Below are 17964 nucleotides of genomic sequence, written 5' to 3'. Positions count from 1 at the left end.
GCCGCCGCCCCCCGCGGGGGCGGGCGGTCACCAGCTGGACTTCGTGATGCCGGGCAGCTCGCCGCGGTGGGCCATCTCCCGGAAGCACACACGGCACAGGCCGAACTTCCGGTAGACGGAGCGCGGACGCCCGCAGCGCGAGCACCGAGTGTACGCGCGCACGCCGAACTTCGGCTTGCGGGCCGCCTTGGCGATCAGCGACTTCTTCGCCATGCTCAGTTCTCCTTGAAGGGGAAGCCCAGGAGCTTGAGCAGCGCCCGGCCCTCGTCGTCGGTCTTCGCGGTCGTCACGACAGTGATGTCCATGCCCCGCTGCCGGTCGACCTTGTCCGGGTCGACCTCGTGGAACATGACCTGCTCGGTCAGCCCGAAGGTGTAGTTGCCGTTGCCGTCGAACTGCTTCGGCGACAGGCCGCGGAAGTCACGGATACGGGGCAGCGCGGTCGCCAGCAGGCGGTCCAGGAACTCCCACATGCGGTCGCCGCGCAGCGTGGTGTGCGCGCCGATCGGCATGCCCTCGCGCAGCTTGAACTGCGCGATGGACTTGCGGGCCCGGTTCACGGCCGGCTTCTGGCCGGTGATCAGCGACAGGTCGCGGATCGCGCCCTCGATCAGCTTGGCGTCCTTGGCCGCGTCGCCGACGCCCATGTTGACCACGATCTTGGTCAGCCCGGGAATCTGCATCACGTTGGGGTAGCCGAACTGCTCCCGCATCGCCGGCGCGATCTCCTCGCGGTAGCGGAGCTTGAGCCTCGGCGGCGGGACGGGACGCTCGTCGGCCCGCGCGGTCTCGGTCACGGTCTCGGTCATCAGTCTCAGATCTCCTTACCGCTGCGGCGCGAGATCCGGACCTTCGTGCCGTCGTCGTCGATCCGGTAGCCGGCGCGAACCGGCTTGCCGTCCTCGACGAGCGCGACGTTGCTCACGTGCAGCGGCGCCTCGACCGTCACGCGACCGCTCTCCTTGCCGGCGCGCTGCTGGTCGGCCTTGATGTTCTTGGTGATGAGGTTGACGCCCTCGACGACGACGCGCTCCGCGCGCGGGTCGGCGCGCAGGACCTTGCCCGTCGCGCCCTTGTCCTTGCCGGCGATGACGACGACCTCGTCGCCCTTACGGATCTTCATCACAGCACCTCCGGCGCGAGCGAGATGATGCGCATGAACTTCTTCTCGCGCAGTTCGCGGCCCACCGGGCCGAAGATACGGGTGCCCCGGGGGTCGCCGCCGTCCTTGATCAGGACGGCCGCGTTCTCGTCGAAGCGGATGTAGGAGCCGTCCGGGCGCCGGCGCTCCTTGCGGGTGCGCACGACGACCGCCTTGACGACGTCACCCTTCTTCACACCCGCGCCGGGAAGGGCGTCCTTCACCGTCGCGACGATGATGTCGCCGACTCCCGCGTAGCGCCGACCCGAGCCGCCGAGAACCCGGATGCAAAGGATCTCCTTCGCGCCCGTGTTGTCGGCGACCTTGAGTCGCGACTCCTGCTGGATCACGTCAACTCCTGTTCGTCACACCGGTTCTGCCCGCCCGGCCCGAAGCCGCGGCGAGCAGCCTGGCGGAACCAGTAATTACTTGGCCTTCTCAAGGATCTCGACCACGCGCCAGCGCTTGCTCGCCGACAGCGGACGGGTCTCCATGAGACGGACGCGGTCGCCGACGCCACACTCGTTGGCCTCGTCGTGCGCCTTGTACTTGGTCGTGCGGCGGATCACCTTGTGGTACTTGGGGTGCTTCACGCGGTCCTCGACGGACACGACCACGGTCTTGTCCATCTTGTCGCTGACCACGAGGCCCTCAAGGACCTTGCGGGTGTTCCGCTGCTCGGTCTGCTGCTCGGTCATTCGTCGCCCTCCACGGCGTCCTCGGCGACCGTGACGATGCCGAGCTCCCGCTCACGCATCACGGTGTAGATGCGGGCGATCTCCCGCTTCACGGTGCGCAGCCGCCCGTGGCTCTCCAGCTGGCCGGTCGCGGCCTGGAAGCGGAGGTTGAACAGCTCCTCCTTGGCCTCCTTGAGCTTGGTGACCAGGACGTCCTCGGGCTCGGTCCGCAGGTCGTCGGCGGTAAGGCCCTTGGCCATCAGGACTCACCCACCTCTCGCTTGACGATCTTGCACTTCATGGGGAGCTTGTGGATCGCGCGGGTGAGGGCCTCCCGGGCGATCTGCTCGTTCGGGTAGGAGATCTCGAACATCACGCGGCCCGGCTTGACGTTGGCCACCCACCACTCGACCGAACCCTTGCCGGAGCCCATGCGGGTCTCGGCCGGCTTCTTGGTCAGCGGACGGTCCGGGAAGATGTTGATCCACACCTTGCCGCCGCGCTTGATGTGGCGGGTCATCGCGATACGCGCGGCCTCGATCTGCCGGTTGGTCACGTACGCGGGCTCGACGGCCTGGATGCCGTACTCGCCGAACGTCACCTTGGTGCCGCCCTTGGCCATGCCACGCCGCCTCGGGTGGTGCTGCTTGCGGTGCTTGACCTTGCGAGGGATCAGCATGGGTTACTCAGCTCCCCTCACCCTGCGGAGCAGCCTCGGCCGTCGGCGCCGGCTGCTCGGAACTCTGCTGCTTGGGCGCGCCGCCGCGCTCGCCGCCGGGGGCACCGGCACCGCCGGCGCCACCACGGCCGCCGCGGCCACCACGGCCGCCGCCACCGCGGCGCTCACCGCCGCCGCCACCACGGCCACCGCCACCGCCGCCGCGGCGCTCACCGCCGCCGGTGGCGCGCTGCTGCGCGGCCTTGGCCTCGCGCTCGGCGCGCGTCGCCGCGGCCTCGCCCTTGTAGATCCACACCTTGACGCCGATGCGGCCGAAGGTCGTCCGGGCCTCGTAGAAGCCGTAGTCGATGTCGGCGCGCAGCGTGTGCAGCGGGACCTGGCCCTCGCGGTAGAACTCCGACCGCGACATCTCGGCGCCGCCGAGGCGGCCGCCGCACTGCACCTTGATGCCCTTGGCGCCCGACTTCATCGCGGACTGGATCGCCTTGCGCATGGCACGGCGGAACGCGACGCGGCTCGACAGCTGCTCGGCCACGCCCTGCGCGACGAGCTGCGCGTCGACCTCGGGGTTCTTGACCTCAAGGATGTTCAGCCGCACCTGCTTGCCGGTGAGCTTCTCCAGGTCGCCGCGCAGCCGCTCGGCCTCCGCGCCGCGGCGGCCGATGACGATGCCCGGCCGGGCGGTGTGGATGTTGACCTCGACACGGTCCCGGGTGCGCTCGATCTCCACCTTGGAGATGCCCGCCCGGTCCATGCCCTTCTGCAGCATGCGCCGGATCTGGACGTCTTCCTTGACGTAGTCCTTGTAGAGCTTGTCGGCGAACCACACGCTCTTGTGGTCGGTGGTGATGCCGAGCCGGAACCCGTGCGGGTTGATCTTCTGACCCACTACCGGGCCCTCCTCGTCTTCTTACCGCCGGTCGCCGAAGCCTCGTCCCGCGACTCCACGACCACGGTGATGTGGCTCGTGCGCTTGTTGATGCGGTAAGCCCGGCCCTGAGCGCGGGGGCGGAAACGCTTGAGCGTCGGCCCCTCGTCCACGAACGCACGGCTCACGACGAGCGTGTCCGAGTCGAGCTTGAAGTTGTGCTCGGCGTTGGCGATGGCACTCGCCAGCACCTTGCCCACCGGCTCACTCGCAGCCTGGGGGGCGAACCGCAGCACCGCCTGAGCCTCCGCGGCAGGCAGGCCGCGGATGAGGTCCACCACGCGGCGGGCCTTCCTGGGCGTGACGCGGATGAACCGCGCCTGGGCCCTGGCTTCCATCGCTTCCCTCTCCCTACTTGGACTCAGCCGCGTCGGCTGCGGCGGTCTTCCTTGACATGGCTGCGGAACGTGCGCGTCGGCGCGAACTCGCCGAGCTTGTGCCCGACCATGGCGTCGGTGATGAACACCGGGACGTGCTTGCGGCCGTCGTGCACGGCGATCGTGTGACCGATCATGTCCGGCACGATCATGGAACGCCGCGACCACGTCTTGATGACGTTCTTCGTCCCCTTCTCGTTCTGGGCGTCCACCTTCTTGATGAGGTGGTCGTCCACGAAGGGGCCCTTCTTAAGGCTACGTGGCATAGCGAGCGACTCCTACCGCTTCTTCTTGCTGCGACGACGGACGATCAGCCGGTCGCTCGACTTGTTCGCCTGGCGAGTGCGGCCTTCCTTCTTACCGTTCGGGTTCACCGGGTGCCGGCCACCGGAGGTCTTGCCCTCACCACCACCGTGCGGGTGGTCGATCGGGTTCATGGCCACGCCGCGGACGGTCGGGCGCTTGCCCTTCCACCGCATGCGGCCGGCCTTGCCCCAGTTGATGTTCGACTGCTCGGCGTTCCCGACCTCGCCGACCGTCGCGCGGCAGCGCACGTCCACCATCCGCATCTCGCCGGACGGCATGCGGAGGGTGGCGTACTTGCCCTCCTTCGCCAGCAGCTGGACGCCGGCGCCCGCGCTACGGGCGATCTTGGCGCCGCCGCCGGGCCGGAGCTCGATGGCGTGGATGACGGTACCCGTCGGGATGTTGCGCAGCGGCAGGCAGTTGCCGGGCTTGATGTCCGAGCCCTGCCCGTTCTCGACCCGGTCGCCCTGCCGCAGGCCCTGCGGGGCGAGGATGTAGCGCTTCTCGCCGTCCGCGTAGTGCAGCAGCGCGATCCGCGCGGTGCGGTTCGGGTCGTACTCGATGTGCGCGACCTTGGCGGGAACCCCGTCCTTGTCGTGCCGGCGGAAGTCGATCACGCGGTACGCGCGCTTGTGGCCTCCGCCCTGGTGCCTCGTCGTGATGCGGCCGTGGTTGTTGCGGCCGCCCTTCTTGGGGAGCGGACGCAGCAGCGACTTCTCCGGCTCGCGGCGCGTGACCTCGACGAAGTCGGCCACGCTGGAACCGCGACGACCGGGAGTGGTCGGCTTGTACTTACGGATGCCCATCTTTTTCGTTCATCCCTTGTCTGCTCCGGGACCCGGCCGTCTTAGGCCGGGCCGCCGAAGATGTCGATCCGCTCGCCCTCGGCGAGGCTGACGATGGCGCGCTTGGTGTCCTTGCGCTTGCCGTAGCCGAACCGGGTGCGCTTGCGCTTGCCCTGGCGGTTGAGCGTGTTCACGCTCGTCACCTTGACGCCGAACACGGCCTCGACGGCCTGCTTGATCTGCGTCTTGTTGGCGTCCGGGCGGACCACGAACGTGTACTTGTTCTCGTCGAGCAGCCCGTAGCTCTTCTCCGAGACGACCGGCGCGATGATGATGTCGCGGGGGTCGGCGATCTTGTTCATGTGCGACCCTCCTTACTTCTTCGCCGCGCGCGAGATGAACTCGTCGTACGCCCTCTGTGTGAAGACGACGTCGTCGTTCACCAGCACGTCGTAGGTGTTGAGCTGGTCAGAGACGATCACGTGCACGCTCGGCTCGTTGCGCAGGCTCTTCCAGGTCAGCTCGTCCTCGCGGTCCAGAACCAGCAGGACGCGCTTGGCCTCGGTGACCGAGCGCAGCGCCGTCAGCGCCGTCCTCGTCTTCGGGGTGTCGCCCTCGATGAGGGAGTCGACCACGTGGACCCTGCCGTAGCGGGCGCGGTCGGACAGCGCGCCGCGGAGCGCGGCGGCCTTCATCTTCTTGGGCGTCTTCTGCGAGTAGTCCCGCTGCTGCGGGCCGTGCACCACGCCGCCGCCGGCGAACTGGGGCGCGCGGGTCGAGCCCTGGCGGGCGCGGCCGGTGCCCTTCTGCCGGTACGGCTTCTTGCCGCCGCCGGAGACCTCGCCCCGGGTCTTGGTCGAGTGCGAGCCCTGCCGCGCCGCGGCCAACTGCGCCACCACGACCTGGTGGATCAGCGGCACGCTGGTCTTCGCGTCGAAGACCTCCGCGGGCAGGTCGATGTCGATCTTCGCGGTCACTTGCCCGTCCCCTTCGTCGCGTCGCGGACCAGCACCACGCCGCCGTTGGGACCGGGAACCGCGCCCTTGATGAGCAGCAGGTTCTTGTCCGCGTCGATGGCGTGGACGGTCAGGTTCTGCACGGTGGTACGGGCGTTGCCATGCCGTCCCGCCATGCGGAGGCCCTTGAAGACGCGACCGGGGGTCGCGCAGCCGCCGATCGAACCCGGTGAGCGGTGCTTGCGCTGGGTGCCGTGCGAGGCGCCGAGGCCCTTGAACCCGTGGCGCTTCATGACACCGGCGGTGCCCTTGCCCTTGCTCGTGCCGGTAACGTCGATCTTCTGGCCGGCCTCGAAGACGCTGGCGGTGATCTCCTGGCCGAGTTCGAACTCGGTGGTGTCGTCAGCGCGCAGTTCGACGAGGTAGCGGCGCGGCGTGACGCCGGCCTTCTCGAAGTGGCCCGTGCTCGGCTTGTTCACCTTGCGCGGGTCGATCTGCCCGAAGCCGAGCTGGACGGCGGTGTAGCCGTCCTTCTCCTGGCTGCGGATCTGCGTGACGACACACGGCCCGGCCTGGACGACGGTCACCGGAACGATCCGGCCCTCATCGTCGAAGACCTGGGTCATGCCGAGCTTCTCGCCCAGGACGCCCTTCCTCTGCGTACTCATTGTCGGTGCGTCCCTTAGAGCTTGATCTCGATGTCTACGCCGGCCGGCAGGTCGAGCCGCATCAGCGAGTCGACCGTCTTGGGCGTCGGGTCGATGATGTCGATCAACCGCTTGTGCGTGCGCATCTCGAAGTGCTCGCGGCTGTCCTTGTACTTGTGCGGCGAGCGGATGACGCAGTACACGTTCTTCTCGGTCGGCAGCGGCACCGGGCCCGCGACCTTGGCGCCCGTCCGCGTCACCGTCTCAACGATCTTCTTCGCGGAGGTGTCGATGACCTCGTGGTCGTAGGCCTTGAGCCGGATGCGGATCTTCTGTCCCGCCATGGTGGCCTCGGTGTCCTTTGCTGTAGTGCCGCTGTTTACTTCAGGATCGTGACGCGGCGGCCAGGCCGCCCGCGATGCCGGGCGGCCGGGCCGCCGCGTCGACGAGGGGTGCTACTTGATGATCTTCGTGACGCGACCGGCGCCGACCGTCCGGCCACCCTCGCGGATGGCGAACTTCAGGCCCTCCTCCATGGCGACGGGCTGGATCAGCTCGACGCGCATCTCGGTGTTGTCGCCCGGCATGACCATCTCGGTGCCCTCGGGGAGGTACACCACGCCGGTGACGTCGGTGGTCCGGAAGTAGAACTGCGGACGGTAGTTGTTGAAGAACGGCGTGTGCCGCCCGCCCTCGTCCTTGGACAGGATGTAGACCTGCGCCTCGAACTCGGTGTGCGGGGTGTTCGTGCCCGGCTTGATGACGCACTGGCCGCGCTCGACGTCCTCGCGCTTGATGCCGCGCAGGAGCAGGCCGACGTTGTCGCCCGCCTGGCCCTGGTCGAGCAGCTTGCGGAACATCTCGACACCGGTGACGGTGGTCGAGGTGGACTCCGGCTTGATGCCGATGATGTCGACGGTCTCGTTGACGTTGACGACACCGCGCTCGATGCGGCCGGTGACGACCGTGCCGCGGCCGGTGATCGAGAAGACGTCCTCGATCGGCATGAGGAACGGCTTCTCGGTGTCGCGCACCGGCTCCGGCACGTTCTCGTCGACGGCCTTCATGAGCTCAAGGATCGACTCGGACCACTTCTCGTCGCCCTGCAGCGCCTGGTAGGCGGAGACGCGCACGACCGGGACGTCGTCGCCCGGGAACTCGTACTCCGACAGCAGCTCGCGGACCTCGAGCTCCACGAGCTCCAGGATCTCCTCGTCGTCCACCATGTCGCACTTGTTCAGGGCGACGACGATGTAGGGGACACCGACCTGGCGGGCCAGGAGCACGTGCTCCTTGGTCTGCGGCATCGGGCCGTCGGTGGCGGCCACGACCAGGATCGCGCCGTCCATCTGGGCGGCACCGGTGATCATGTTCTTGATGTAGTCGGCGTGCCCCGGGCAGTCGACGTGAGCGTAGTGACGCGACTCGGTCTGGTACTCGACGTGCGCGATCGAGATGGTGATACCGCGCTCGCGCTCTTCCGGCGCCTTGTCGATGTCCTCGAACGGCGTGTACGGGTTGATGTCCGGGTGCGCGTCGTGCAGCACCTTGGTGATCGCCGCGGTAAGCGTGGTCTTACCGTGGTCGATGTGCCCAATGGTGCCGATGTTCACGTGCGGCTTGGTCCGCTCGAACTTGGCCTTCGCCACTGGTTGCTCCTTGTTGCGATCCTCGGCCGCCTAGACGACCGCTTCGATGTACGTCTGTGATCTGTGGGCAGGCCGGGTGCTACTCGCCCCGCGCCTTGGCGATGATCTCCTGCGCGACGTTCCCCGGAACCTCGGCGTAGGAGTCGAACTGCATGGTGAAGACAGCCCGGCCCTGGGTCTTGCTGCGCAGATCACCCACGTAGCCGAACATCTCGGACAGCGGCACGAGCGCCTTGATGACGCGCAGGCCGTTGCGTTCGTCCATGGACTGGACCTGGCCGCGACGGCTGTTGAGGTCGCCGATCACGTCGCCCATGTTGTCCTCGGGCGTGGTGACCTCGACGCCCATCATCGGCTCCAGCAGCGTGGGGGTCGCCCTGCGGGCGGCCTCCTTGAACGCCATGGAGCCGGCGACCTTGAACGCCATCTCCGAGGAGTCGACCTCGTGGTAGGCGCCGTCCCGCAGGGTGACCTTGACGCCGACCATCGGGTAGCCCGCGAGGACGCCGAACTCGGCGGCCTCCTGGCACCCCGCGTCGACCGACGGGATGTACTCCCGCGGGATCCGGCCGCCGGTGACCTTGTTCTCGAACTCGTAACCGTCCGACCCGCCGCCCAGCGGCTCCAGGTCGATGATCACGCGGCCGAACTGGCCGGAGCCGCCCGTCTGCTTCTTGTGGGTGTACTCGACCTTCTCGACCTTGCGCGAGATCGTCTCGCGGTAGGCGACCTGCGGGCGGCCGACGTTGGCGTCGACCTTGAACTCCCGCTTCATCCGGTCGACGAGGATCTCCAGGTGGAGCTCGCCCATGCCGGAGATGACGGTCTGGCCGGTCTCCTCGTCCGAGCGGACCTGGAAGGAGGGGTCCTCCTCGGCCAGCCGCTGGATCGCGGTGCCCAGCTTCTGCTGGTCGGCCTTCGTCTTCGGCTCGATCGCGACGTGGATGACCGGCGCCGGGAAGTTCATCGACTCAAGGACGATGGGGTCCTTCTCGTCGCACAGGGTCTCGCCGGTGGTGGTCTGCTTGAGCCCCATCACCGCGACGATGTCGCCCGCGCCCGCGCGCTCGATCTCGGTGCGCTTGTTGGCGTGCATCCGGTAGATCTTGCCGATGCGCTCCTTGCGCTCCTTGACGGAGTTCATGACGTTCGCGCCGGACTCCAGCACCCCGGAGTAGATGCGCACGAACGTGAGCTTGCCCAGGTGCGGGTCGCTCATGATCTTGAACGCCAGAGCCGAGAACGGCTCCTCCTCGCTCGGCCTGCGGGCGAGGACCTTCTCCTCGTCGCGCACGGCGTGGCCCTCGATGGCGTCCACGTCGAGCGGGGAGGGCAGGTAGCGGACGATCGCGTCCAGCAGCGGCTGCACGCCCTTGTTCTTGAAGGCCGTGCCGCACGTCACCGGGGTGAGCTTGGCGGCGACCGTCGCGCGGCGGATGCCGGCGTAGAGCTGCTCGACCGTGGGCTCGTTGCCCTCCAGGTACAGCTCCATGATCTCGTCGTCGTTCTCGGCGAGGGTCTCGACCAGCTTGTCGTGCCACTCGCGCGCCGACTCGACGTGGGTGTCGGGGATGTCGACGGTGTCGTACATCTCGCCGAGCTTGGCCTCCTCGTTCCAGAGGAGCGCCTGCATCGTCACCAGGTCGATGACGCCCTTGAAGTCGGCCTCGGCGCCGATGGGCAGCTGCAGCACGAGCGGAACCGCGTTGAGACGACTCTCGATCATGTCGACGCAGCGGTGGAACTCCGCGCCGACCCGGTCGAGCTTGTTGACGAAGCACATGCGGGGCACGCCGTAGCGGTCGGCCTGCCGCCAGACGGTCTCGGACTGGGGCTCAACGCCGGCGACGCCGTCGAACACGGCGACAGCACCGTCGAGCACCCGCAGGTTGCGCTCCACCTCGACGGTGAAGTCGACGTGGCCCGGGGTGTCGATGATGTTGATCGTGTGCTTGATGTCGTCGACGGGCCACTCGCAGGTCGTGGCGGCGGAGGTGATGGTGATCCCCCGCTCCTGCTCCTGCTCCATCCAGTCCATCGTGGCGGCGCCGTCGTGGACCTCGCCGATCTTGTAGCTGATGCCCGTGTAGTACAGGATCCGCTCGGTCGTCGTGGTCTTGCCCGCGTCGATATGGGCCATGATCCCGATGTTGCGGACCTTGGCCAGGTCTACACCGGTTTTGGTAGCCACTGTGTCCTCGCGTCGTCTCGTCGTTGCAGTTCCGCCGGGCTTACCAGCGGTAGTGGGCGAAGGCCTTGTTGGACTCCGCCATCTTGTGCGTGTCCTCGCGCTTCTTGACAGACGCGCCGAGGCCGTTGCTGGCATCGAGCAGCTCGTTCATGAGTCGCTCGGTCATGGTCTTCTCGCGGCGCTGCCGGGCGTACACCACCAGCCAGCGGAGGGCGAGGGTGGTGCTGCGCGCGGGCCGCACCTCGACCGGGACCTGGTAGGTCGCGCCACCGACGCGGCGGCTGCGGACCTCCAGGGTCGGCTTGACGTTGTCGAGCGCGCGCTTCAGCGTGACGACCGGGTCGTTGCCGGTCTTCTCGCGAGCGCCTTCCAGGGCGTCGTACACGATGCTCTGCGCGATCGAGCGCTTGCCGTCCAGGAGAATCTTGTTGATGAGCGCAGTGACCAGCGGCGAGTTGTACACCGGGTCAGCGATCAGCTGGCGCTTGCCAGCGGGGCCTTTGCGCGGCATCAGCTCTTCTCCTTCTTCGCGCCGTACTTGCTGCGCGCCTGCTTCCGGTTGCGGACGCCCTGCGTGTCGAGGGAACCGCGGATGATCTTGTACCGAACACCGGGCAGGTCCTTCACACGGCCGCCGCGCACGAGCACGATCGAGTGCTCCTGCAGGTTGTGACCAACGCCGGGGATGTAGGCCGTGACCTCAATCCCGCTGGTCAGCCGGACACGGGCGACCTTGCGAAGCGCGGAGTTCGGCTTCTTGGGCGTCGTCGTGTAGACGCGCGTGCAGACCCCCCGGCGCTGGGGGCTCTCCTTCAGCGCGGGCGTCTTGTTCTTGGTCACCTTGTCCTGGCGGCCCTTTCGGACCAGCTGCTGGATCGTGGGCACCGCGTCTCCGTCTTCCTCGTACCGAGCCGGTAAGTCTTAATGCTGCAATCACCACCTCAGGCGAGGCTGTGACCTGCCGGTTTCCCGACCTCTCCGACCCACGCGGTCGGGCGTGTCGCCACCGTACGGAGCATCGCGCCGTTCGGAACCACACAGACCGCCCGGCCCCCGAAGGGCCGAATCAAGCCGGGGAGTGGATGCGGCGCTGGGCCTGGCCTGCTGAACCTCGCCGGTGCGCACGCATAGCGGCCCGCATAACAGCGGGCACAAGTGAAGAGGTTACCGACCCCCACGCGAAAGTGCAAAGCGAGCAGCGCACTATCGCGCGGGCCCCCTCCGGCGCAAGTCCGCGGGGCCCCGAGGATGATTTTCCCGTAGCGGTCAACGGAAGGGGGCCGACGGGTGTTCCCGCCTCGCGGCGGGAACACCCGTCGGCATTGTCACCCGCCCACCCCATCCTGAGAAGACGTGGGCGAACCTTTGCCGTCCTAGAGCACGAAGGTGACGACCAGCACCACGATGATCACCACGGCGGCGACCGCGCCGGCGACGAGCAGGAGCGTGTTCTTGCTCCCCTTGCCCTCGTCGCCCCCGTAGGCGGGCTGCTGACCGTACTGCCCCTGCTGCCCCTGCTGGCCGTACTGCCCGGGCTGGCCGAACTGCTGCTGGTCACCGGGCTGGCCGAACTGCTGGCCGCCTTGCTGCTGCTCGGGCTGCCCGAACTGCTGACCACCCTGCTGCTGGCCGTACCCCTGCTGCTGCCCGTAGGACTGCTGGCCGTACTGCTGCTCGGCCTGGCCGAACTGCCCGGCCTGCTGCTCCTGCTGCCCGAACGGCTGGCCACCGCCCTGCTGCTGCCCGCCGCCCTGCTGGCCGTACGGGTCCGGCTGGCCGTAGGGCTGCTGGCCGTACTGCTGCTGCTCGGCTTGGCCATACTGCTGTTGCTCCGCCTGGCCGAACGGCTGGCCGCCCTGCTGCTGCGGCGCCTGCTGGCCCCACTGCTGCTGGCCGATGTCCATCCGGGTGTGCTCGGCCATGCCCGCCGACTCGGCGGGACGGCCCTGCGCGGACGGGTCGAACGCCTGCGTCGGCCGCGCGTCCTCGGAACCGCCCTCGGCGGGACCGCCGAACGCCGGCCGCTCCTCTGCCGGAGCGGGGGGCGCGCCGAAGCCGGAGTCGGGCGGCGGCACCATCATCGTGCGCTCGTGGTCGGCCTGCCCCTGCCCGGGCCGGCCGGGCTGGGCCGGCTGCGGGGGCTCCGGCGACCACGGCTCGGGCGTGGACGGCGGGACGGGCGCCTGCCACGGCTCGGCCGGAGCCTCGTGCTTGCGCTCGGGCCCGGTCGCCACGGGGATGTCGGTGCCGGGCGACCAGTGCAGCGTCGCCTGGTCGTCGATCGCGGGACGCGGCGCCTCGGGCTCGGGCGCGGAGGCACCCGGCCCCGGGACGATCAGCGTGCGGTCGTTGGCGACGTCCTGCGGCTGCTCGGGCTGGAACGGCGCCTGCTCGGCGGGCGCCCCGGCCTCCGGCGCCCGCGGCTCGGCCGGGGGCGGGAAGCCGCCGTACGGCTGCTGGCCGTACTGCTGCGCATCCTGCGGCGCGGCGTGCATGGGCTGCTGCGGGTAGTCCGACTGCTGGGGCGGCTGGCCGTACTGCTGCTCGGGCTGCCCGTAGCCGGGCTGCTCGGGCTGCTGCCCGTAGCCGGGCTGGCCGTACTGCTGCTGGTCACCAGGCCGGCCGTACTGCTGCTGCTCCTGCGGCGGCGGGAAGCCGCCGGGCCCGGGGGGCGCGCCGTAGGGCGTCTGGCCGCCGGGCGGCTGGTACTGGGGCTGCTCCTGCGGAGCGCCGTACTGCGGCGGAGGCGGGGGCTGCTCGCCGTACTGCTGCTGGACGGGTTGATCCGCCATCGTCGGAGGCGGCGCGGGCCGCTCCTCCCCCCGAGGGTCCTGCGGAGCCGGAGGCTGCGGGGCCGGGGGCTGCGCGCCCGCCGTGCCGCCCAGTTGGGGAGCTCCGAACACCACAGTGCGATCTCCCAGCGGCCGGGCAGGAGGCTGCTCTTCCCGGGGCGTGTCCTGCCCCTCCTCCTCCGGCAACGGCCACTGCGGTCCCTGCGTGCCGTCATTCTCGGTCATCGTCGGGCTCCTTCAGCGCCGTGGTCCCGGGGCCCCTCAGCACCCGGCAGCTCGGAAACGCGCGGCGCATAACGCGGCCTCCGAGCCTTGTCACCGATGTCCCCACGTGGCGGTCTTGCCAAGCGTGGGCGTTCTCGTCCCCAGCCTGCCCCGATAGCCGGTGGTATCGCAAATCACCACCCCCGATAGACGTCGAACGTCCCCGGACCGTTCCGATCCGGGGACGCCGGTGTACCCGGAGACGTCAGGAGTGCCCGTTGACCGGGTGCGGCCTGTAGGGCGCCTCCAGCCGCGCCACCTCCGTCTCGTCCAGCTTCAGCTCCGCGGCGGCGATCGCGTCCTCGATGTGGGGCGGTTTCGTCGCGCCGACGATCGGAGCGGTCACGCCGGGCTTGGTGAGCAGCCACGCCAGGGCAACCTGGGCCGCCGGCACACCGCGCTCCTCCGCGACCTCCCGCACCGCGTCGACCACGTCGAAGTCGGACTCCTCGTACAGGTCGTCGGCGTACGCGTCGCTGTTGGCGCGCACAGTATTGCGTTCGCCACCCCGCTCGCGGTTGCCCGCCAGGAGCCCTCGGGCAAGCGGACTCCACGGGATGCATCCGACCCCCTGGTCAAGGCACAGCGGGATCATCTCCCGCTCTTCCTCCCGATAGACCAGGTTGTAGTGATTCTGCATCGACACGAACTTCGTCCAGCCGTGGGCCTCCGCGACGTGCTGCGCCTTGGCGAACTGCCACGCGAACATGCTGGACGCCCCGATGTAGCGCGCCTTGCCCGCCTTCACCACGTCGTGCAGGGCCTCCATCGTCTCCTCGATGGGCGTCTCGTAGTCCCATCGGTGGATCTGGTAGAGGTCCACGTGGTCGGTGTCGAGCCGGCGCAGCGAGGCGTCGATGGACGCCATGATGTGCTTGCGTGAGAGGCCGCTGTCGTTCGCACCGGGCCCCATGGGGAAGAACACCTTCGTGGCGAGCACGTAGTCGTCCCGGCGCTCGAAGAGCCGCGACAGCAGCCGTCCGGTGATCTCCTCGCTCACGCCCGTGGAGTACATGTCGGCGGTGTCGAAGAACGTCACCCCGGCCTCCACGGCCCGCCGGACGATCGGCTCCCCCGCGTCCTCATCGAGGAACCACGCCCGGTCGCCGGGGTCCCCGTAGCTCATCATCCCGAGGCAGATCCGCGAGACCTTCGTCCCCGTCGTCCCAAGCCGCACCTGATCCATGAGTCCTCCTCCTTGAGTCGACCACTACGGTGCACCGCCGCACCGAGAATCACAAAGCCGACCCCGGGAGCCCGGCGGGCCCGGACGAAGCCGAGGGCCGCCTCCCAGGTGCGAGGCGGCCCGTCGGGCTTGGACGCCGGTCAGTCGAAGGTGAGGCACTCCACCTCGGCCCGGCGCTGGGTCATCCCCTGCTGGACCATCGAGGTCGCGCACGCGCGTTGCTTCTCGGTGAGCTTCGGCTTGCCGCACACGGTGGTGCTGGAGTAAGTGCGGCAGTCCTGGCGGTCGCCGTGGGACGACTGGGCGGCGCTGGCACTGCCCACCCCACCGGCTGCGGCGACCACGGCGATCATTGCTGCGGTAATGACCCTCTTCATGTAATTCCTCCCCCTTCACTTAGATTAGCCAGCAGTGACCCCGTCCCCGGGCACGGGTTCGCAAAACACGGTCAAAGGTCAAGGATCCCGGCATAAGCCCAGGTAAAGCGGTCCGCGCGGCCGGGGGCCGGGCGGCGATCACGCCGCCGTGCCCGCTGGAGGGCCCTCCCGAGCGATCAGAGCATCTTCGTCCTTATATATAGGGCCCCGTTTCACGGCCGTCCCCACCACCCGGTGCTTCAGGCCGTCCTCCAGCGCCGGCCGTGCCGCGATCCGGCCACCGAGATCGTCACCTTGTGTACCCGACCGCTCGCCGCGAGTGCAGTCCCCGTCGTCGACGCCCCCCGCACGAATTTCACCGCGACGCGCGCGGCCATCCGTATACGAAAGCGGTCCATGACCCACTCCACGTCGGCTTTCGGACGGACCAAGCGGGCCAACTCAGAATGGCACGTGACCTGACCAGGTGATTTTTTCGGGTCGTCACGAAGCCGCTTCCAGGCAGCGGTCCTTACTGCGGTCCACGGCACCCGCACGCATGCACACCACGCCCGCATCTCCGGCCGAGCGGCCTCGGGTTGCTGGAATTGACCTGCGTAAACGTGGAGTTGCACGCGCCGAACAGTGTTCCCGAGTCCGGCCATTAACAGGGATTGTCAAGATCATTGAAAATCTAATCCGTTGTTAACAAGCCCATCATGCCCACTCGTCACCTACTATTCCTCTACCCCTTTCCTCACCCCAAGCCGCAAACGTTAAAACTGGGGCGCTACGGTTCGAGCGTCGTAGCGAGTGCGATACGAGCCCACCCTCCGAACGGTCGAAGGAGTGCGATCCGTGACGCATCGTGGCCGGCGCACGCGCGCCCTGGTCGCCGTCGTCGTGGGGATGTCCGCGGTCCTGGCGGCCGTGCTACCGGCCGTCCAGGCGACGCGGGATCATCCGGCGACCGCCGCCCCGCCGATGCCGTCCCCCGACGCGTCCCGTCCGGTCGGGCCCACCACCACGCCGGACCTGCCGCCCTCGGCGCCCGTCCGCCTCGAAGTGCCGCGCATCGACGTCCGGACCCCGCTGATGAAGCTGGCCAAGAACCCGGACCGGACCGTCGAGACACCACCCCTGAGCCGCGCCCAGGAGGCCGGCTGGTACCGGCTCGGCGCCGCGCCCGGCAGCCGCGGCGCCGCCGTGATCATCGGGCATGTGGACACGGTGCACGGCCCGGCCGTGTTCTACCGGCTCGGCCGGCTGGGTCCCGGCGACCGGGCGAGCGTGCTGCGCGCCGACGGCCGCACCGCCGTCTTCGCGATCGACTCCGTCGAGCGCGTCGGCAAGGACCGCTTCCCCACGAACCGCGTTTACGGCGACCCCGGCTACGCGGCGATCCGCCTCATCACCTGCGGGGGACGCTTCGACCGCGACGCCGGCTCCTACGTCGACAACGTCATCGCCTTCGGCCACCTGCTGCGCTCAGAGGAGGCGCGCTGACATGCGTCCGGCGTCCGGAAACGGCATGGTCGTCCCACCGCGGTCCCCGCGGCCAGGGCACACGGTGCCGCGCAGCGGCCCGTCCGCCGCCCGGCGACCGGTCGGCGGTCGCCACCGCGCGGTGTCCGGCCTCTCCCCGATCGCGACCGTGCCCGACCTGCTCGCCGCGACGATCGCGCCGCCCCCGGCGGGGCGGCACCGGGTCGTGCCACCGCGCCCGCACGGCCGTCCCCGCCTCAAGAGCAAGGACGGCAAGCGGGACCTCCCGTCCACACGCGCGGACGCGATGCGGGTCACGGTCCTGATCCCGGCGCACAACGAGGCCAAGCAGATCACCGAGACGATCGCCTCGCTCCGCGGCCAGGAGCGCCGGCCGGACCAGATCGTGGTGATCGCGGACAACTGCACCGACGCCACCGCCGCGTTCGCGCAGCTCTGCGGCGTCGAGATCGTCGGCACCCGGGGCAACCGGCACAAGAAGGCCGGCGCGCTGAACCAGGTCCTCGACCGCCTTCTGCCGATCTTCGGCCCGAATGACGCGATCATGGTGATGGACGCCGACTCGGCGCTCGACCCGGGCTTCATCCGGCACGGCGTCGGCTACCTCGCCACCGGCCGGTACGCCGCCGTCGGCGGCACCTTCACCGGCAAGCCGGGGGGCGGCGCGGTCGGCATGTTCCAGCGCAACGAGTACGCCCGCTACGCCCGGGACGTCCGGCGCCTGCAGGGCAAGGCGCTCGTTCTCACCGGCACCGCGACGATCTTCCGCGCCACCACCCTCCAGGAGGTGGTCGCCGCCCGCCGCGAAGGCCGCCTCCCCGGCCTGCCGCACGTCTACGACGTCCGCGTGCTGACCGAGGACAACGAGCTGACCCTCGCCATCCTCCACCTCGGCTTCCGCATCCTCTGCCCCATGGAGTGCACCCTCACCACCGAGGTCATGCCGACCTGGCGCGACCTCGCCCGGCAAAGGCTCCGCTGGAAGCGCGGCGCGCTGGAGAACCTCGTCGACTACGGCTGGACGCCGATCACCCGCCCCTACTGGGGCCGCCAGCTGCTCTCCCTGATCGGCATTCTCGTGATCGCCGCCTACCTGGCCTCGCTCGCCTACTCGGCGATCTGGCTCGGCGGGATCAAGCTCATCCCCCTGTGGGCCGGTGTCACCGTCATCTTCATGATCGAGCGGGTGGTGAGCGTCCGGCAGCGCGGCGCCGTCCAGATGGCGCTCGCCTCCACCATCGTCGTCGAAATGATCTTCGACGTCTTCCTCCAGATGGTCCAAGCGCGCGCGTTCTGGCAGGCCGCCTGGCGCAAAGAAAGGAAATGGTAGATCATGTACAACACTCCCCCTGTTGGCGGCGTGGCCGCCGGCTTCGGCGCCGCCGCCACGTCCCCGTGGCTCGGCCTCCAGGCGCTCTGGCTCGGGCTGGCCCTCTTCACCCTGTTCTCCGCGGGCCTGGCGGTGAAGCGGATCCTCCCCGCCCGAAAGGGCTGACGACGCAGAAAGGCCCCTTCCGGTGTGGC

The 17964-nt window shown here is 69.1% G+C and carries 25 protein-coding genes; 3 read left to right on the top strand and 22 right to left on the bottom strand.

Features of this window, described 5'->3' with window-relative positions; all coding sequences use genetic code 11:
• Positions 1 to 27 precede the first annotated feature (27 nt).
• The 22 genes from E1298_RS06860 to E1298_RS06755 form a co-directional block, all read right to left on the bottom strand.
• Positions 28 to 213, bottom strand: a complete 186-nt coding sequence (locus tag E1298_RS06860) for a type Z 30S ribosomal protein S14 (protein ID WP_018657585.1) — start codon at positions 211 to 213, stop codon at positions 28 to 30.
• Between the two features lie 2 nt (positions 214 to 215).
• On the bottom strand, positions 216 to 809 hold the full coding sequence (rplE, locus tag E1298_RS06855; protein ID WP_131890088.1) for a 50S ribosomal protein L5: 594 nt from the start codon (positions 807 to 809) through the stop codon (positions 216 to 218).
• Between the two features lie 5 nt (positions 810 to 814).
• On the bottom strand, positions 815 to 1123 hold the full coding sequence (gene rplX / locus E1298_RS06850; RefSeq protein ID WP_131890086.1) for a 50S ribosomal protein L24: 309 nt from the start codon (positions 1121 to 1123) through the stop codon (positions 815 to 817).
• Positions 1123 to 1491 carry a 50S ribosomal protein L14 gene (gene rplN, locus E1298_RS06845; protein ID WP_021596728.1) on the bottom strand — a complete coding sequence of 123 codons (369 nt, stop codon included), beginning with the start codon at positions 1489 to 1491 and terminating at the stop codon, positions 1123 to 1125. The genes rplX and rplN overlap by 1 nt, the downstream gene beginning before the upstream one ends.
• A 75-nt stretch (positions 1492 to 1566) precedes the next feature.
• Positions 1567 to 1839 carry a 30S ribosomal protein S17 gene (gene rpsQ / locus E1298_RS06840; protein WP_131890084.1) on the bottom strand — a complete coding sequence of 91 codons (273 nt, stop codon included), beginning with the start codon at positions 1837 to 1839 and terminating at the stop codon, positions 1567 to 1569.
• Positions 1836 to 2078, bottom strand: a complete 243-nt coding sequence (gene rpmC / locus E1298_RS06835; protein WP_131890082.1) for a 50S ribosomal protein L29 — start codon at positions 2076 to 2078, stop codon at positions 1836 to 1838. Before rpmC ends, rpsQ begins: the two co-directional genes overlap by 4 nt.
• Positions 2078 to 2497, bottom strand: a complete 420-nt coding sequence (gene rplP, locus E1298_RS06830) for a 50S ribosomal protein L16 (protein WP_131890080.1) — start codon at positions 2495 to 2497, stop codon at positions 2078 to 2080. Before rplP ends, rpmC begins: the two co-directional genes overlap by 1 nt.
• A gap of 7 nt (positions 2498 to 2504) precedes the next feature.
• The gene (gene rpsC / locus E1298_RS06825; protein WP_131890078.1) at positions 2505 to 3386 is read right to left on the bottom strand and encodes a 30S ribosomal protein S3; all 882 of its coding nucleotides are present in this window, start codon (positions 3384 to 3386) and stop codon (positions 2505 to 2507) included.
• The gene (gene rplV, locus E1298_RS06820; protein ID WP_131890076.1) at positions 3386 to 3763 is read right to left on the bottom strand and encodes a 50S ribosomal protein L22; all 378 of its coding nucleotides are present in this window, start codon (positions 3761 to 3763) and stop codon (positions 3386 to 3388) included. The genes rpsC and rplV overlap by 1 nt, the downstream gene beginning before the upstream one ends.
• A 23-nt stretch (positions 3764 to 3786) precedes the next feature.
• The gene (gene rpsS / locus E1298_RS06815; protein ID WP_030176138.1) at positions 3787 to 4068 is read right to left on the bottom strand and encodes a 30S ribosomal protein S19; all 282 of its coding nucleotides are present in this window, start codon (positions 4066 to 4068) and stop codon (positions 3787 to 3789) included.
• 12 nt (positions 4069 to 4080) lie between these two features.
• The gene (gene rplB, locus E1298_RS06810; RefSeq protein WP_131890074.1) at positions 4081 to 4914 is read right to left on the bottom strand and encodes a 50S ribosomal protein L2; all 834 of its coding nucleotides are present in this window, start codon (positions 4912 to 4914) and stop codon (positions 4081 to 4083) included.
• A 41-nt stretch (positions 4915 to 4955) separates the two neighbouring features.
• Complete coding sequence (gene rplW / locus E1298_RS06805; RefSeq protein WP_131890072.1) at positions 4956 to 5255, bottom strand: 50S ribosomal protein L23; 300 nt, start codon at positions 5253 to 5255, stop codon at positions 4956 to 4958.
• A 12-nt stretch (positions 5256 to 5267) separates the two neighbouring features.
• Positions 5268 to 5870, bottom strand: a complete 603-nt coding sequence (rplD, locus tag E1298_RS06800) for a 50S ribosomal protein L4 (RefSeq protein WP_131890068.1) — start codon at positions 5868 to 5870, stop codon at positions 5268 to 5270.
• Positions 5867 to 6517 (bottom strand): 50S ribosomal protein L3, encoded by a 651-nt coding sequence (gene rplC / locus E1298_RS06795; RefSeq protein WP_131890066.1) that lies wholly within the window; start codon positions 6515 to 6517, stop codon positions 5867 to 5869. Before rplC ends, rplD begins: the two co-directional genes overlap by 4 nt.
• 14 nt (positions 6518 to 6531) lie before the next feature.
• A complete protein-coding gene (gene rpsJ / locus E1298_RS06790; RefSeq protein WP_018657599.1) occupies positions 6532 to 6840 on the bottom strand; it encodes a 30S ribosomal protein S10 in 309 nt (102 codons plus the stop codon).
• 111 nt (positions 6841 to 6951) lie between these two features.
• Positions 6952 to 8145 (bottom strand): elongation factor Tu, encoded by a 1194-nt coding sequence (gene tuf / locus E1298_RS06785; protein WP_131890064.1) that lies wholly within the window; start codon positions 8143 to 8145, stop codon positions 6952 to 6954.
• A 79-nt stretch (positions 8146 to 8224) separates the two neighbouring features.
• Entirely contained in the window at positions 8225 to 10336 is a 2112-nt protein-coding gene (gene fusA, locus E1298_RS06780) for an elongation factor G (RefSeq protein WP_131890062.1), read from the bottom strand.
• Positions 10337 to 10376: 40 nt separating this feature from the next.
• The gene (gene rpsG / locus E1298_RS06775; protein ID WP_021597494.1) at positions 10377 to 10847 is read right to left on the bottom strand and encodes a 30S ribosomal protein S7; all 471 of its coding nucleotides are present in this window, start codon (positions 10845 to 10847) and stop codon (positions 10377 to 10379) included.
• Positions 10847 to 11221: a 30S ribosomal protein S12 gene (gene rpsL / locus E1298_RS06770; protein ID WP_030176166.1), complete on the bottom strand. Its 375-nt coding sequence runs from the start codon at positions 11219 to 11221 to the stop codon at positions 10847 to 10849. The genes rpsG and rpsL overlap by 1 nt, the downstream gene beginning before the upstream one ends.
• Before the next feature lie 488 nt (positions 11222 to 11709).
• Positions 11710 to 13353 (bottom strand): hypothetical protein, encoded by a 1644-nt coding sequence (locus E1298_RS06765; protein WP_131890060.1) that lies wholly within the window; start codon positions 13351 to 13353, stop codon positions 11710 to 11712.
• A gap of 244 nt (positions 13354 to 13597) precedes the next feature.
• Positions 13598 to 14578 (bottom strand): aldo/keto reductase, encoded by a 981-nt coding sequence (locus E1298_RS06760; RefSeq protein ID WP_131890058.1) that lies wholly within the window; start codon positions 14576 to 14578, stop codon positions 13598 to 13600.
• Positions 14579 to 14718: 140 nt separating this feature from the next.
• The gene (locus E1298_RS06755; RefSeq protein ID WP_131890056.1) at positions 14719 to 14955 is read right to left on the bottom strand and encodes a hypothetical protein; all 237 of its coding nucleotides are present in this window, start codon (positions 14953 to 14955) and stop codon (positions 14719 to 14721) included.
• Positions 14956 to 15792: 837 nt separating this feature from the next.
• Here E1298_RS06755 and E1298_RS06750 point away from each other — a divergent pair.
• The 3 genes from E1298_RS06750 to E1298_RS47790 are packed head-to-tail and all read left to right on the top strand — an operon-like array spanning position 15793 to position 17935.
• Positions 15793 to 16440: a class F sortase gene (locus tag E1298_RS06750; RefSeq protein WP_243725423.1), complete on the top strand. Its 648-nt coding sequence runs from the start codon at positions 15793 to 15795 to the stop codon at positions 16438 to 16440.
• A gap of 1 nt (position 16441) precedes the next feature.
• Complete coding sequence (locus tag E1298_RS06745) at positions 16442 to 17770, top strand: glycosyltransferase family 2 protein (protein WP_207944481.1); 1329 nt, start codon at positions 16442 to 16444, stop codon at positions 17768 to 17770.
• Between the two features lie 3 nt (positions 17771 to 17773).
• Positions 17774 to 17935 (top strand): hypothetical protein, encoded by a 162-nt coding sequence (locus E1298_RS47790; protein ID WP_165975338.1) that lies wholly within the window; start codon positions 17774 to 17776, stop codon positions 17933 to 17935.
• Positions 17936 to 17964: the final 29 nt, after the last annotated feature.

This window comes from Actinomadura rubrisoli (assembly GCF_004349215.1).
In the GTDB taxonomy this organism is placed as follows: Bacteria; Actinomycetota; Actinomycetes; order Streptosporangiales; family Streptosporangiaceae; genus Spirillospora; species Spirillospora rubrisoli.
The sequence above is the reverse complement of the archived record's forward strand: the minus strand, read 5'-3'. Positions and strand labels throughout refer to the sequence as shown.

Excerpts from the sequence above, each read along its gene's own strand:
- E1298_RS47790 (WP_165975338.1), top strand. The coding sequence starts at position 17,774 with ATGTACAACACTCCCCCTGTTGGCGGCGTGGCCGCCGGCTTCGGCGCC.
- E1298_RS06745 (WP_207944481.1), top strand. The coding sequence starts at position 16,442 with ATGCGTCCGGCGTCCGGAAACGGCATGGTCGTCCCACCGCGGTCCCCG.
- rpsJ (WP_018657599.1), bottom strand. The coding sequence starts at position 6,840 with ATGGCGGGACAGAAGATCCGCATCCGGCTCAAGGCCTACGACCACGAG.
- rplP (WP_131890080.1), bottom strand. The coding sequence starts at position 2,497 with ATGCTGATCCCTCGCAAGGTCAAGCACCGCAAGCAGCACCACCCGAGG.
- E1298_RS06765 (WP_131890060.1), bottom strand. The coding sequence starts at position 13,353 with ATGACCGAGAATGACGGCACGCAGGGACCGCAGTGGCCGTTGCCGGAG.
- E1298_RS06755 (WP_131890056.1), bottom strand. The coding sequence starts at position 14,955 with ATGAAGAGGGTCATTACCGCAGCAATGATCGCCGTGGTCGCCGCAGCC.
- rpsG (WP_021597494.1), bottom strand. The coding sequence starts at position 10,847 with ATGCCGCGCAAAGGCCCCGCTGGCAAGCGCCAGCTGATCGCTGACCCG.
- rplB (WP_131890074.1), bottom strand. The coding sequence starts at position 4,914 with ATGGGCATCCGTAAGTACAAGCCGACCACTCCCGGTCGTCGCGGTTCC.
- rplE (WP_131890088.1), bottom strand. The coding sequence starts at position 809 with ATGACCGAGACCGTGACCGAGACCGCGCGGGCCGACGAGCGTCCCGTC.
- rplV (WP_131890076.1), bottom strand. The coding sequence starts at position 3,763 with ATGGAAGCCAGGGCCCAGGCGCGGTTCATCCGCGTCACGCCCAGGAAG.
- rpmC (WP_131890082.1), bottom strand. The coding sequence starts at position 2,078 with ATGGCCAAGGGCCTTACCGCCGACGACCTGCGGACCGAGCCCGAGGAC.
- rpsQ (WP_131890084.1), bottom strand. The coding sequence starts at position 1,839 with ATGACCGAGCAGCAGACCGAGCAGCGGAACACCCGCAAGGTCCTTGAG.
- rplC (WP_131890066.1), bottom strand. The coding sequence starts at position 6,517 with ATGAGTACGCAGAGGAAGGGCGTCCTGGGCGAGAAGCTCGGCATGACC.
- rplW (WP_131890072.1), bottom strand. The coding sequence starts at position 5,255 with ATGAACAAGATCGCCGACCCCCGCGACATCATCATCGCGCCGGTCGTC.
- rpsS (WP_030176138.1), bottom strand. The coding sequence starts at position 4,068 with ATGCCACGTAGCCTTAAGAAGGGCCCCTTCGTGGACGACCACCTCATC.
- E1298_RS06860 (WP_018657585.1), bottom strand. The coding sequence starts at position 213 with ATGGCGAAGAAGTCGCTGATCGCCAAGGCGGCCCGCAAGCCGAAGTTC.
- rplX (WP_131890086.1), bottom strand. The coding sequence starts at position 1,123 with ATGAAGATCCGTAAGGGCGACGAGGTCGTCGTCATCGCCGGCAAGGAC.
- E1298_RS06760 (WP_131890058.1), bottom strand. The coding sequence starts at position 14,578 with ATGGATCAGGTGCGGCTTGGGACGACGGGGACGAAGGTCTCGCGGATC.